General features: G+C 38.8%; 14 protein-coding genes. 5 read left to right on the plus strand and 9 right to left on the minus strand.

The genetic code is table 11. The features are described 5' to 3' along the window. Positions 1 to 68: 68 nt before the first annotated feature. Both ATS76_RS16465 and ATS76_RS16470 read left to right on the plus strand, forming a co-directional pair. Complete coding sequence (locus ATS76_RS16465; protein ID WP_058552927.1) at positions 69 to 1,244, plus strand: tetratricopeptide repeat protein; 1,176 nt, start codon at positions 69 to 71, stop codon at positions 1,242 to 1,244. Further along, positions 1,241 to 2,158, plus strand: a complete 918-nt coding sequence (locus ATS76_RS16470) for a M20/M25/M40 family metallo-hydrolase (RefSeq protein WP_082664366.1) — start codon at positions 1,241 to 1,243, stop codon at positions 2,156 to 2,158. Before ATS76_RS16465 ends, ATS76_RS16470 begins: the two co-directional genes overlap by 4 nt. Here ATS76_RS16470 and ATS76_RS16475 read toward each other — a convergent pair. Further along, positions 2,128 to 2,445 (minus strand): GIY-YIG nuclease family protein, encoded by a 318-nt coding sequence (locus ATS76_RS16475; protein WP_058552928.1) that lies wholly within the window; start codon positions 2,443 to 2,445, stop codon positions 2,128 to 2,130. The two genes, ATS76_RS16470 and ATS76_RS16475, sit on opposite strands and share 31 nt — an antisense overlap. A gap of 107 nt (positions 2,446 to 2,552) precedes the next feature. Between ATS76_RS16475 and ATS76_RS16480 the strand changes: the two genes are divergently transcribed. Beyond that, positions 2,553 to 2,912, plus strand: coding sequence for an outer membrane protein assembly factor BamE (locus tag ATS76_RS16480; RefSeq protein ID WP_006793933.1), 360 nt, complete (start codon positions 2,553 to 2,555; stop codon positions 2,910 to 2,912). Between the two features lie 53 nt (positions 2,913 to 2,965). Here ATS76_RS16480 and ATS76_RS16485 read toward each other — a convergent pair whose 3' ends face one another. Next, complete coding sequence (locus tag ATS76_RS16485; protein WP_008130063.1) at positions 2,966 to 3,289, minus strand: RnfH family protein; 324 nt, start codon at positions 3,287 to 3,289, stop codon at positions 2,966 to 2,968. Beyond that, entirely contained in the window at positions 3,286 to 3,726 is a 441-nt protein-coding gene (locus ATS76_RS16490) for an SRPBCC family protein (protein WP_058552929.1), read from the minus strand. The genes ATS76_RS16485 and ATS76_RS16490 overlap by 4 nt, the downstream gene beginning before the upstream one ends. A gap of 145 nt (positions 3,727 to 3,871) precedes the next feature. On the opposite strand from ATS76_RS16490, the gene smpB reads away from it, so the two are divergent. Then, the gene (gene smpB / locus ATS76_RS16495) at positions 3,872 to 4,351 is read left to right on the plus strand and encodes an SsrA-binding protein SmpB (protein WP_006793936.1); all 480 of its coding nucleotides are present in this window, start codon (positions 3,872 to 3,874) and stop codon (positions 4,349 to 4,351) included. Between the two features lie 422 nt (positions 4,352 to 4,773). Continuing rightward, positions 4,774 to 7,365: a TonB-dependent receptor gene (locus tag ATS76_RS16500; protein WP_058552930.1), complete on the plus strand. Its 2,592-nt coding sequence runs from the start codon at positions 4,774 to 4,776 to the stop codon at positions 7,363 to 7,365. A 61-nt stretch (positions 7,366 to 7,426) separates the two neighbouring features. Here ATS76_RS16500 and ATS76_RS16505 read toward each other — a convergent pair whose 3' ends face one another. The 6 genes from ATS76_RS16505 to ATS76_RS16530 form a co-directional block, all read right to left on the minus strand. Further along, the gene (locus ATS76_RS16505; protein WP_006793938.1) at positions 7,427 to 8,032 is read right to left on the minus strand and encodes a peroxiredoxin; all 606 of its coding nucleotides are present in this window, start codon (positions 8,030 to 8,032) and stop codon (positions 7,427 to 7,429) included. A gap of 235 nt (positions 8,033 to 8,267) precedes the next feature. After that, the gene (fadR, locus tag ATS76_RS16510) at positions 8,268 to 8,981 is read right to left on the minus strand and encodes a fatty acid metabolism transcriptional regulator FadR (RefSeq protein WP_058552931.1); all 714 of its coding nucleotides are present in this window, start codon (positions 8,979 to 8,981) and stop codon (positions 8,268 to 8,270) included. A gap of 908 nt (positions 8,982 to 9,889) precedes the next feature. After that, positions 9,890 to 10,828, minus strand: a complete 939-nt coding sequence (gene lepB, locus ATS76_RS16515) for a signal peptidase I (protein ID WP_058552932.1) — start codon at positions 10,826 to 10,828, stop codon at positions 9,890 to 9,892. A gap of 56 nt (positions 10,829 to 10,884) precedes the next feature. Further along, positions 10,885 to 11,316 (minus strand): hypothetical protein, encoded by a 432-nt coding sequence (locus tag ATS76_RS16520; RefSeq protein WP_058552933.1) that lies wholly within the window; start codon positions 11,314 to 11,316, stop codon positions 10,885 to 10,887. A 110-nt stretch (positions 11,317 to 11,426) separates the two neighbouring features. Further along, positions 11,427 to 12,056, minus strand: coding sequence for a hypothetical protein (locus tag ATS76_RS16525; RefSeq protein WP_152995657.1), 630 nt, complete (start codon positions 12,054 to 12,056; stop codon positions 11,427 to 11,429). A 109-nt stretch (positions 12,057 to 12,165) separates the two neighbouring features. Beyond that, positions 12,166 to 12,666, minus strand: coding sequence for a hypothetical protein (locus ATS76_RS16530; protein WP_058552935.1), 501 nt, complete (start codon positions 12,664 to 12,666; stop codon positions 12,166 to 12,168). Positions 12,667 to 13,132: the final 466 nt, after the last annotated feature.

Below are 13,132 nucleotides of genomic sequence, written 5' to 3' on the forward strand. Positions count from 1 at the left end.
TCAACGCGAATTGGTATTAAACGCCTCCTCTAAACAAAATTGCGACTACAATTAGTTTGGAGGTAGATATGCAAACTAATCAATTTAAGTTTTTGATCATATTTGTAGGGCTATTTGCGCTGGGCGCATGCAGTTCAACACCGCTTGTCGCACCCCCGGTTAAACTGCTCCAAATAAATTCGTTTGAGTCACATACTCTAGAGTCACCAGAAGAAATTTTTACTCTCAGCGACAGCCTCAAGCAGCAGCTCAAAAGCCATTTAAAAAGTAAGCAATCTGCCCAAACGCTAGCACACAATATATTGAGCTTTTTACTTAAAAATGGTGATGATTCGCTTTCATATCAATCGGGGGCAACCCTCACCGCATCACAAACCTTTAAAAACTTAAATGCAAATTGCTTATCGCTCTCTATTTTAGCGTATAGCCTTGCTGACTATTTAGGTATAAAAGCACGGTTTAATAACGTTCATATCCCAGAATATTGGGCTCTTAACAATGGATTTAACCTACTGACAGGCCACATTAACTTAAGTATTGATACCGCCACTGAACCTTCTAACCAGTCGGTATTTATTTACCAAGGCAAAAAACGCTTAATAATAGACTTTGACCCTAATAGCCGTCAGGCTCGCTTTAAAACAACACCTATTAGCAAAAACACTATCACAGCCATGTTTTATAACAATAAAGGGGCTATTGCACTTGTTAATAAGCAGTACGACTTAGCTTATAACTACTTTCGTTATGCAGTTAAAGTCGACTCTAGTTTTAGTGCTGGGTGGGGGAATTTAGGCGTATTGTTTAGACAATTAAACTACTTAACTGAAGCTGAAAAAGCATACAACTACGCAGTTTTTCTTAATCAAAACAATAATACTGCACAAGGTAACTTGGCTGTTTTGTATCAGCTAACAGGCCGGTCGAAGTTAGGCACTGACATCTTAAAAAAATTACACATCAAGCGTCAAAACAACCCTTATTACCATGTATCCCTTGGTAATACAGAGTTTGAGCAATCTAATTTTACACTTGCATTAGCACATTATAAAAAAGCCTATAGCCTTGCGCCTTCATTACACGAAAGCCACTTTGGTCAAGCTAGCGTGTACTTTAAATGGGGAAACACCCAAAAAGCGATATACCATCTTGAACAAGCAGGCAAAAAAGCTGACTTTTTACATGACAAAAAACGTTATGAGAGTAAATTAAACGCATTACTTTCATTAACAGCAAAGCTATGACCATTAAATACTTTTTATGCTTAATTTTAATATGTGTGTGCACTAATAGTTATGGAAGTGCCCTACACACGCAGCTTATTGATGATTTAAACCATTTAGCAAGCAATGCGCTCATGGGCCGAAAAACAACAACAGAAGGTGCAGTAAACACGCGAGCATACCTACATAGTAGGCTTTCTAAGTTTAATCTAAATGTAAGTGAGCAAACGTTTACTTATAAGTCAGGCATTTTTGAGCATGCACAAGGCATTAATATTATTGCAGTGCCCACCAAATCAACACAACGTAAAAAAATAATTATTACAGCCCATTACGATCACCTTGGTAAGCGAGGTGGAAAATATTATTTTGGGGCAAATGACAATGCAACAGGCGTTGCTGCGCTGCTTTACTTGGCGTCTTCGTTACAAAATAAAGAATTCCCTTACGAATTGGTATTTGTATTAACTGACGCAGAAGAAAATGGCTTACATGGCAGTAAACACTTTGCACAAACGCTTAACTCGAATAACATTTTAATGAATATAAATTTAGATATGCTTGGGGTGAAAAAACATAAATCCCGCGTGTATGCATTAACATCCTACTCATTAAAACAAAAACTTAAGCCCGTATTCACCGCCTTAAATAACACTAAAATAACAATCAAACCTGTCTATTCGTCAAAACAAATGAATCGGCTAATTAAATCACAAAATATTGATTGGCATAAGGCAAGCGATCATTATTCATTTGCGCAAAACAACATACCGTATGTTTACTTTGGAATGGGTCACGACCCTCACCACCACACAACTAAAGACACCGTACAGCACATTGATATACCTAAGTATGTAAGTACCGTACTCGCAATAGAGGGCTTTATTAAACAGTTAGCGCACCATCATTTTGATGATTTAAACGCTGAAACATAAGCCTCTTTTTTTGCCCTTGGTAACTTTTTTATTTTACACTCAAGCTTACTCGCTTCGCTTTTACTCCCAACTTCCTGCTGATGAATAAGTATAAGAGGCCCTTTACCTTTTAAATTTTTCGCCCCTTTACCCGTTTGATGCGTTGCAAAGCGCTTACCTACATTAGTAGTTATGCCGGTATACCAGTGCCCAAACCGTGTTTGCACTATGTATAAGTGCCATAAAGTGCCTGAAGTATGTGTTTTTGGCTCTAGGGTTTGTAAACTTTTTTCATTATTGGTGGTCAAAATATTACCTTAATACCCTTAACTCAAAACAATTGCTTAAAAGGGTTTTACCTTCAGTGACTAATCGGTATCATGCAGATTATAAAAAATAAGGATCACAACAAACAATGCAGTCGTTAAAAACTTTTTCTCTTTGGCTTATCGTCGCTTTAACACTTAGCTCTGCAGCAGGTTGCTCTAGCTGGGTATACAGAATAAACATCCCTCAAGGTAACTTTTTAGAGCAATCGGATGTTGAAAAGCTTCGTGTAAACATGACTCGAGACCAAGTTATTTATGTATTAGGCCGTCCTATTGCCACAGATGCTTTTGATAACAACACATGGCGTTATGTTTACAGCTTTAATAAAGGTCGTGAAAACGAGCAACATAAAGAGCTAGTGATTAACTTTGAAAATGAAAAACTTGTTTCGCTTTCAGGTGACTACGATCAGCCAGAAAATTTCAACACCCCTTTAGAACAATAATATTGTCGCTAAAGTAAAAAGGTAAGCTTTGCTTACCTTTTTTTATACCTAAATTATCGCTCGAGTGGGCGACCGCCCGTTATTTTATTGGCTCGGCCTTCTTCTTTTGCCTTTTCAGCGCGTTTTCTTCGTGCATCTTTAGGGTCTGCAATTAATGGACGGTATATTTCAATACGATCACCATCTTTTAATTCGTAGTTTGCCTTAACTGTTCTATTCCATACACCTAGTGTAAGTGCATTTGCGTCTATTTCAGGGCACTTTTCAATAATACCCGACTGAATAACCGCTTGTTCGGCCGTGCAGCCTGGCTGCACCTCAATCGATAAACAGGTTGCAGTAGTAGGTAAAGCAAAAACAACTTCAATGTTAATCATATTCGCGCTCCGTATACTTCTTTAGCCCGCGAAGTAAAGGCACTTACCATATTTTTTGCAACATCGTTAAAAATTTTACCAAACGCGAGCTCAATAATTTTGCTCGAAAATTCAAATTCAAGCTCTAAAAAAACTTTGCATGCATGGGCATCTAATGCTTGAAAATGCCAACGCCCTTTAAGCGTTTTAAATGGACCATCAACCAGTTTTAACAACACGGTTTGTTCGTCTATGAAGGTGTTTTCGGTGGTAAACCACTTTTTTATACCCGCCTTAGATATTTCTATACTCGCGGTCATGTTATTATGCTGCTGCGAAACAATTTTTGAATCAGAACAATTTGGTAAAAACTGAGAATAAGCTTCTACATCATTAACTAGATCAAACATTTCTTTAGTGCTGTACATAACCAGCGCACTTTTTTCTATTTGTGGCATACTCACTCCCAAATGTGTGGGCGAATTTTAGCAAGCTTTGTTCGTTTCCCCAAACTTTCATGACGCATAAATTAGATCTAATTTTTTAAAATCATTACTAAAAATCGATGTAAAACATCTCACATTACGTATATTATAGGGCACTATGGCTAAGAAAAATTCATCAAAATCGACAAGCAATACCATCGCGCTAAACAAAAAAGCGCGACATGAGTATTTTTTACACGATAAGTTTGAAGCAGGTGTCGAACTACAAGGCTGGGAAGTAAAAAGTATCCGAGCTGGTAAAGTAAATATCTCTGAAACTTATATACACCTTAAAAACGGCGAAGCATTTTTACTTGGTAGTCAAATTCAACCATTAAATAGTGCTTCTACTCACGTTATTTGCGACCCTATGCGTTACCGAAAGCTTTTACTAAGCAGACGAGAACTTGACCGCTTAGTGGGAGCAACTGAACGTGACGGCTATTCATTAGTGGCTACAGCCATGTATTGGAAAAAATGTTGGGTGAAACTTGAGTTTCATTTAGCAAAAGGTAAAAAAATGCATGACAAACGCGAAGACGGTAAAAATAAAGACTGGTCGCGCGAAAAAGAGCGCTTAATGAAGCACAAAGTTTAAATAAAACGCCTAACTCAGTTAGGCTTTTTTTTTATAAAAAAACCAATCGCCATTTGTTTTATTAATACACAACACGATTATTATTCACCCTAAATATGGGAATAAATAATTTATTACAATTTTATCATCAATCAATTAATTTAATTATTACTCTTATTTAGGTTGTATTTTTTATCTCCTGAATAAAGCATATGCGCCTATTTCAACCTCCTTCAGCGCATAAAACCTGTTTTAAAATCATCCAAAACCACACTAAAAGTCATACTAAAATCACATTTCAGTCTAATTGCTAACACTTAAGTTACATGATATTAATGTCGTCGCTTGTTATATCAATCCGATTAAATGTGGGATTTATTTAACAATTTAAAAGGATTGGTATTGAGCAACTAAACTTATTACATATCAACAAGGATTTAAGGATGAAGCAATCAATTGCATTTACACCAAGTATTATTATTGGTGCAACACTTTCACTATCAGCGGGCTTTACAACAACAACCTACGCTGCTGAAGAAGCAAAAAAAGTAGAACGCATTGAAGTTACAGGCTCACGTATTAAACGCTCTGACATTGAAGGCCCTTCACCGGTGCAGTCAATCAGTAAAGCCGATATTGAAAACATGGGTTACGACAACCTCCAACAACTCCTCGAAAGAATGCCTGTAGCAGGCAGTGGTACATTTTCTACACGTGGTAATAACCAAGATTCAACGGCAAATGGAGCTGCCGCTGTAAGTTTACGTGGCCTAGGTGCCGACGCAACGCTTGTGCTTATTAACGGGCGAAGAGTCTCAATTAGTGCATTTGCCGAAGGTATAACAAATTCGTTTGTCGATATAAACAGTATTCCAGTATCGGCTATTGAGCGTATCGATATCTTAAAAGACGGTGCATCTGCAATTTATGGCTCTGATGCTGTAGCTGGTGTTGTTAATGTTATTTTGAAGAAAGATATCGATGGCGTAGAAGTAAACTTAGGGTACGGCGGCACTGACGGTCCAAATTATGAAGAAACAACTGCAAGTGTTGTATGGGGCACTACTAGCGAAAAAAGCAGTGCGTCGGTAATCATTGATTACTTTAAAAACACATCGCTTTCATCAGATGAAATGGGCCGCTTAGGCACCGCTAACCAATCACCTTATGGCGGTGAAGATTTCCGTTCATCTCGTGGCTTCCCTGGCTACTTTTACGTTGATGGCGTAAAAACAATTGACCCAGATTGCCCAGCTGAAAACGCAACCGCAAGCGGAAGCTGTTTATTTGATTATGGCCCGTTTGGCTACATTGCTCCTGCCGCTGAGCGTATTGGCGCTATATCGCAATTTGAATATCGTTTTGACAACGGCATTACTGGCTTTTTAGAAATGGCCGTTCAGCACAATACCTCAGTTGCAGCCGGTGCACCAACGCCACTTGACGAAGATGCCGGCCTAACGGTACCTGCAAATCATCCAAATAATCCTTTTGGACAAGACATCGAAATTGGCCGCTACCGTACTGTCGATGCAGGTGCACGCCAATGGGATATTGAATCAGACACAATGCGTATTGTGGCAGGCTTAAAAGGCGAAATTAACGACTGGAGCTGGGAAACAGCAGTACAAAAAGGGCGTAGTAAATCAATGCAAACAGGCGACCGTTCGCAAGGTTGGGTTCGTACAGATTTCTTACAACAAGAAATTGACGCAGGTAACTACAACCCATTCGGTGGCACTTACAACGATCCGGCTGTTATAGACAGAATTACCACCAGCCTTGTTCGTCGTGGCGAATCGCATATGACTTCATTTGACGCAAACATCACTGGTGAAGCATTTAGCTTTGGTGATGATGTTGTGATGATGGCTGCAGGTATTGAATACCGCGAAGAAGACGTTAGTGATATTCCAGATGACCAATTCCAACGTGGTTTAATATTTGGTACTGAATCTGTATCTGCATCAGCAAACAGAGACCAGTACGCCGCGTATGTTGAGTTTTCAATTCCACTTGCAGAAACCCTAGAGCTGCAACTGGCAGGTCGTTACGATGACTACAGCGACTTTGGCACCACGACCAATCCAAAGGTTGCACTTCGCTGGGCACCAACCGATGAAATTACGGTTCGTGGTTCATGGGCGCAAGGCTTTAGAGCCCCTTCTCTTGCACAAGTTGGTTTAGGCCCATCTCAAGAAAGTCAGTTTTTTGTAGACACCTACCGCTGTCAAGCAACAGGGAAAGACTGTAGCGCACTTGATTACAACATTGAGTTTGCAGGTAACCCCGATCTACAACCAGAAGAATCTGAATCTTGGAACGTTGGCTTTATTTGGGCACCAACAGCCGAATTTGGTCTGAGTGTAGACGTGTGGAGCATCACACAAGATAACAAAATTGACGAGCAAGAATTTGGCCCTATTTACGCCTCTGAATGTAATAACCAAAACAGCACCGTATGTGTGCGTTTAGCACCCAATGGTGGCGATGCGTTAGGTACTATTCAAAAAATATTTAGCACCTTTGAAAACGTATCATCGCAAGAAGTGTCGGGCGTAGATATTTCAACAAACTACAATCACTCGCTTGACGATTTAGGCTTATTAAAATTCAATTTAGAATGGGCATACCAAGATAAATTTGAAAAAGATGGCCGCGATTATACCGGTGAATATGGGTACCCAGAGCACCGCTTTATCTTCTCAACTAACTGGGAAATGGGCGCGTTTAACACTAACTTAAACATTAGTTATGTTGGTGAGTTTGAAGATACACCAGATATCGACTTCGATGGTAACTTAGATTTCGATACTAATACATCACGTATGGTTGACTCGCAAACACTGGTTGACTTACAAACGTCTTACCGTGTTTCTGACTCTGCTAAAGTATCGTTAGGTATTAATAACTTATTTGATGAAGAGCCACCATTTGCAATTGGTGACGGTGATTCTGACTTATACGGCTACGCCTCGGGTGTTCATAACCCACGCGGCCGTTATATCTATACTAAAGTAAGCTTTTCTTTCTAAACGCTACACAAACAAAAAAACCGCCAACTGGCGGTTTTTTTATTTAAACAAAAGGGCTAAATTATAGCTCGCCTTCGTTTTCAGAAAGGAACTTAGCAACACCTTCAGGGCTTGCATCCATACCTTTTTTACCTTCAGTCCAACCAGCAGGACAAACTTCACCGTTCTCACTGTGGAACGCTAGTGCATCAACCATACGGATCATTTCGTCAATGTTACGACCTAGTGGTAAATCGTTAACTACTTGATGACGTACGTTACCTTCTTCGTCGATTAAGAACGAGCCACGAAATGCAACACCCGCTTCAGGGTGTTCAACGTCGTATGCTTTACAAATTTCGTGTTTAACGTCTGCAACTAGTGCGTATTGTACTTTACCAATACCGCCGTCAGCTACAGGCGTATTACGCCATGCATTATGAGAAAACTGAGAATCGATAGAAACACCAATTACTTCAACGCCACGCTTTTTAAACTCTTCAAAACGCTTATCAAATGCAATAAGTTCAGAAGGACATACAAACGTGAAATCTAATGGGTAAAAGAAGATTACAGCTTTTTTACCTTTAATTGTTTCGTGTAGATTGTAGCTATCTACAATTTCACCATTACCTAAAACTGCTGCAGCGGTAAAGTCTGGTGCCTGGCGGCCTACTAATACACCCATTTTATTCTCCAAATATTTTGAGTTTGTTTTCAATTGCTTTCGCAATGCTGGTACATATATGGGCGCTAAAAGTTAAAAACCAATAGCACCTACACATAATTGTTTTGTATATTAGATATAAAGTTTTAAAAAAGATAATCGTATTTACCGATGTGGGCAATCGAAAATACCGAACAGAAAATTAAAACACCGCAAATACAAAAAAACCTGCAAATGCAGGTTTTTTTTAAAATGTTTAGTCCATTATATCCGACGGCATATCGCCACGAATTTTTTGCCAAATTTCACCCGTTTGATGACCATATTTACGCATCATCGAAATTGCACCATCGTGCTCATTATTTTGCGCTAATACAGTTAAATCTTTATAAAACTGGCGGGCAAGCTGGCGGGTACCCGGATCTGAAAAGTAATGACAACCAATTTTAGAATAGAACCCTCTAAAACCGTTTAAAATTAAAACATAAATTCGGTTATTCCCTGCAACGGCTAATTCGTGGTGCACTTTATAGTCGTAATCAGCAAAGGCTTGTGCAGTATCTTCAAGTTCGTGACTTAATGATAAAATTTCAATGACACGCTCAGGGTTAAGCTTAATTGCAGCACGGGTATAAATAGCACTTATATTTGTTCGTGCAGACAACAACTGATCTGTCAGCTCAGGCATTTTATCTTCATCTAAACGTGCTAACGTTTCTAATATATTTAAACCCGACGTTTCCCAAAAGTTATTAACCTTTGTTGGTTTGCCGTGCTGAATAGTTAGCCAGCCGTCTCGCGCTAAACGCTGTAACACTTCGCGTAATGTAGTTCTTGTTACGCCAATTAACTCAGAGAGCTCTCTCTCAGCTGGTAGAATTGAACCTGGAGGGAAATCGCCATTCCAAATAGACTCAACTATGTATTCTTCAGCAAATCCTGCTGGGCTTTTCGCTTTAAAAATTCTCATCCAATTCCCACTCGAATTAATCTACAACGTTTCGCTTACACGAATAACTGACTGATTGTACCAGACGAAACTCAACTAACAAGTAAAGTAAGATATATTGTTAAATTGATCATACACATCAAGGTAAAGTTACTGAGGAGCGTGAATTTCTGGCCTTTTTAAAGGAACAAACATAGCTTTCAATAAAACAAATTCATTGAAAATGTCAAATTAGAATTAGGCTAAACACAGGGTAAAGATGCTGATACTCAATGCAAGCAACCTACCATGAGCCGGTATGGGTAAAGCCAGTGTAGACCGGATAAGCGAAGCGTCATCCAACACAGTGAAATAAAGTGATAATTTAATGCTATCGGGTGACTGGAAAGCAGCATTTACACGCTATTGCACCAAAGTCGCTTGTTATGCAGACGTTACTTTGAGTACGCTAAAACTAACTGTATGAATACTATTGCCCCCATTACATACATATTAATAAGTCCAGATGGCAATGCAGCTAACGCTGCATTGAACCACGAACATAGACTGAAGACAGGTGCCATCGGTGACCGCCACAGGACGCAATAAGTAAGGTCTGCTCTTTTACTAGAAATAGTAATAACCAACGACAAAATTGTCAGGAACAATTTTGAACAGCGAAGCTGATTCACGAAAGGCAGGACGCCTGTAGTCATATCAGCAAGATAACCGACGACATTACTTGCTTCATCCTATGTATTAACTCGCTCTAATTCGAGCTGAAGTAATTATGGCTTAAAAAGTTAAGCAAGGATCAGTGTGTTTAACATGACAGTGGGAGTCATACCAACGCCCCAATCAGAGGCTTTTAATTGTTGGCTATAATGTGAAGCGAAGCGGAACTCAGCCAACGGTTAAAAGTCCCTGCCTGCATTGGTTTGTTAGGCGAATTACCATTTAAAAGTTACTCTACCTACAATATTACTCTCAGGTACAAACCCCCAATAACGACTGTCTAGACTATTATCTCTGTTGTCACCCAATACGAAATAATGATTATCTGGTATTAACCATTCATCTTGTTGGGTCCCAACTTGATAAAAATAACGATTGGCTAGATCTATATGATTACTGTTCAATTTTATATCGTATGACACTTTGCCTAAAGATTCTTGATAATACTCGTGTTCAGAATCATCTTCGCTTCGAGTAAATTTATACTCTTTCTCCACTTCCTTAAAACTAGGGCAATTGGCTGATTCATCCAAACACGAAGGTTTAATAAAAATACTTTTGTTGCGGTAGACCACTTTATCGCCAGGCAACCCAATGACTCTTTTAACATAATCAATGCTGGGATTTTGGGGATATTGAAAAACTACCACATCCCCTCTTTGCAGAGCTTCAGATGGTTCTGTTTTATATATTTGTATTCCTAAGTATTTGTAGTTCCCATATCCCCTTTTACTAACTATTAATTGGTCACCGGGATTCAAGGCGGGACTCATTGACTTTGCAGGAATAGAAAATGGTTCAAATAAAAATGTTCTGCCCAAAAACGTTAAAATAAAAACTACTACAAAACATACTAATGTAGCCCACCAGCTAGCGTACCATTTTCTAATCTGAGCTTTATCGTAACGTCGAGATATTAGAAATGCGTGCAAAGGACAAATTAAAAAAATTAGCCACGTGAAGTATACGCTTTGATACCAAGCTTCCTTATTTGGTATTGCATGTAGTTTTGTATCAATCAATGAAACTAATATTGTTAAGATTAAATAAAACCAAAACAGCTTGGCTTTATTGACATACAAAAACGTAAATGGCTGTAATACAAAACCGTATAAAATACTCAGCCAGCCTTTAGGCTTCCATGAATTTTCCAATTTATCTCCTATTCGCCTAACACCAAGCTAAGCGGCGTGCGTTAGCACGTCCCTGCTTAAGCGCCTTGTATGGTAACACTTTCTGGTTGTTTACCGTGATAAAAATATAACAACCGCTCTTGTTCGTGATAGCCCGTTCCCCACAAAGGTGAGTTCAATGAAGCAACCGAGCCATCTTTAGCAATTTTAATTCGTGCTCTTGCATATGCACAATAGTCGGATACTTTATCATTAACTGCGCTTTTTAAGGCTGTTAGAAAGCTTTCAGCAGTAAATTTAGTAGTGTCTAATGAATAGTGCTTTCCACATCCACTTGGTACAAGGAAAAACTCTTCATCGTCATCCCAATGAAATGCCTCAAAAGTACGAAACTCAACATTTCCTGAATCATCATCACTGTAGCAAGCAAACGCAACATCAAATTCTTTCGATATTGGAAGTGATTCAAATACTGATTCTAAGTCTTCAATAATGTGTCTGACGATCATCCGTGTTACCTAATGCCGCAATATGGGGCGTACAAATGCTTGGCTAAAGTTAGCGACGAAGGATCACAAGCCAAGCATTTTGCGTCCCACTCATAATTGCTTTGTTATGTTTACATTATAATTATAGGTATATCCCAGTTTGTTTGGTCAGTCCCCCCTATACCTTGATAATTTGCATTGTCTTCTACGCCTTTAATTATGTTTTTAGCATCGAGAGCTGGATATTTTTTTGAAACGATATCCAAATCTACTTGGGATTGATCACTATAGTTGACTTTTACACCTGTAACAGTAAGTCCCATACTATCGGTCTGTACAAAATCAAAGTTGCCTAAATAGGTTGCTTTACCTGGCTCAACTTTAAACTCAATAGCTATTGGATTTACAGGCTTTATATGGGCATAACCACTATTTACACCCCATCTCCATATTCTGTATTTTCCAGCTGGCAATTCAACTGCAAAAACTTCCCCTTTGCGGTTTAAATGGGAAAAATCGCCTTTTGGCGGAATTGGCAGTAAAGCAACACCTTCACCAAATTGAATTTCACCACGAATCTGATTATCCATTCCGTGGTAATAAATAGAGTAGCCAGAATAACTCCCTCGATAACTCACAGAAGAAATTAATACACCGTTGCCTGATTCATGATTAAGAGAATAATTCCCCTTAATCGTCTTAGTTGAAGCACACCCAGTTAAAACTAGTGATAGTAAAATTAAACTAAATAATTTGTTCATAAACTCTAGACTTGATTGTAAACATAACGCCTCGCTTAGCAGGCTAAAATTAGCGACGAAGGAGCGCAAGCCTGCTGTTTTGAGTCCCTTGGTTAAAGCGTTTGTTAGGTTACCAATGCTCCAGGCAATGTAGACCTACTTTCTCAGCACAAGACTCAATGATGGGGCTAACACTCAGATCTTTTAAATAAAACACATTTGTGTCGTCATAACCTTCGAAATAGACCGCATTTAATCTAGGAAGGATAACTTGATACATACCCATATCAGTTTGCCGCAAATACATAGATTGTGCATGTTCTGATAGAAATGATTTAAACCTAGGTTTGTCACCTTTTAATCCGCGAAAGCGAAAAGTTAATATTTCTGTTTGCTCAGATAATAAGTGATTAAAGCTCTCAAATATTGAAGCTCTTCGCACAATTTCACTTGCGTCAAGATCACCTAATAACTCCATTGCTTCATCACGATTAAGCCAATGGTCAAAAATAGAGACTGCTAAGTAAGTATACTCTTTCGTTTCGTTAACTTGAGCTAAATCTATAAGCCTTGGGAATTGTTGCTCCAATGCTTTTTGACGTTGTTTGCTCACATTTAAAAACTTACGCATAACTTCAAAGGTAACCTACGCCACATTAAGCGGCTATTTGTAGTTGGCTAAAATAAGTGAGGAACGAACAAAAGCCAACTGTAAATTGTCCGTTTGAATGCCTTATAGTTCGACCAAGCCACTTAATTTAAAAGTAACTGACTATTATATTAAGTGGAATATGCTTCTGTTGGTTACGAATATTGAATGACAAACATCCAATGTTTTTAACAAGACGTTCGAGCCAACAGAGCACCTCGATTTCAAAACGCATACTCAGGGATTGCCGACCAAGACTATCTATAAGACCTGCGAGAAACGAGATTTAAGCACATTCCGTCCTTAACTTTAACCGTAGGCGCTATAAAATGAAAGCATATAACGTTGATAATTTTGCTGCACTCATTGGCATTGATTGGGCCGATAAAAAACATGATATTTGTGAGCATCCAACAAGCACTAATAAATATCATTACACCGTAGTTAA

The sequence above is a fragment of the Pseudoalteromonas sp. 10-33 genome (genome assembly GCF_001469195.1).
Lineage (GTDB): Bacteria > Pseudomonadota > Gammaproteobacteria > Enterobacterales > Alteromonadaceae > Pseudoalteromonas.

Excerpts from the sequence above, each read along its gene's own strand:
- ATS76_RS16465 (WP_058552927.1), top strand. The coding sequence starts at position 69 with ATGCAAACTAATCAATTTAAGTTTTTGATCATATTTGTAGGGCTATTT.
- ATS76_RS16470 (WP_082664366.1), top strand. The coding sequence starts at position 1,241 with ATGACCATTAAATACTTTTTATGCTTAATTTTAATATGTGTGTGCACT.
- ATS76_RS16480 (WP_006793933.1), top strand. The coding sequence starts at position 2,553 with ATGCAGTCGTTAAAAACTTTTTCTCTTTGGCTTATCGTCGCTTTAACA.
- ATS76_RS16485 (WP_008130063.1), bottom strand. The coding sequence starts at position 3,289 with ATGATTAACATTGAAGTTGTTTTTGCTTTACCTACTACTGCAACCTGT.
- ATS76_RS16490 (WP_058552929.1), bottom strand. The coding sequence starts at position 3,726 with ATGCCACAAATAGAAAAAAGTGCGCTGGTTATGTACAGCACTAAAGAA.
- smpB (WP_006793936.1), top strand. The coding sequence starts at position 3,872 with ATGGCTAAGAAAAATTCATCAAAATCGACAAGCAATACCATCGCGCTA.
- ATS76_RS16500 (WP_058552930.1), top strand. The coding sequence starts at position 4,774 with ATGAAGCAATCAATTGCATTTACACCAAGTATTATTATTGGTGCAACA.
- ATS76_RS16505 (WP_006793938.1), bottom strand. The coding sequence starts at position 8,032 with ATGGGTGTATTAGTAGGCCGCCAGGCACCAGACTTTACCGCTGCAGCA.
- fadR (WP_058552931.1), bottom strand. The coding sequence starts at position 8,981 with ATGAGAATTTTTAAAGCGAAAAGCCCAGCAGGATTTGCTGAAGAATAC.
- ATS76_RS16520 (WP_058552933.1), bottom strand. The coding sequence starts at position 11,316 with ATGATCGTCAGACACATTATTGAAGACTTAGAATCAGTATTTGAATCA.
- ATS76_RS16525 (WP_152995657.1), bottom strand. The coding sequence starts at position 12,056 with ATGAACAAATTATTTAGTTTAATTTTACTATCACTAGTTTTAACTGGG.
- ATS76_RS16530 (WP_058552935.1), bottom strand. The coding sequence starts at position 12,666 with ATGCGTAAGTTTTTAAATGTGAGCAAACAACGTCAAAAAGCATTGGAG.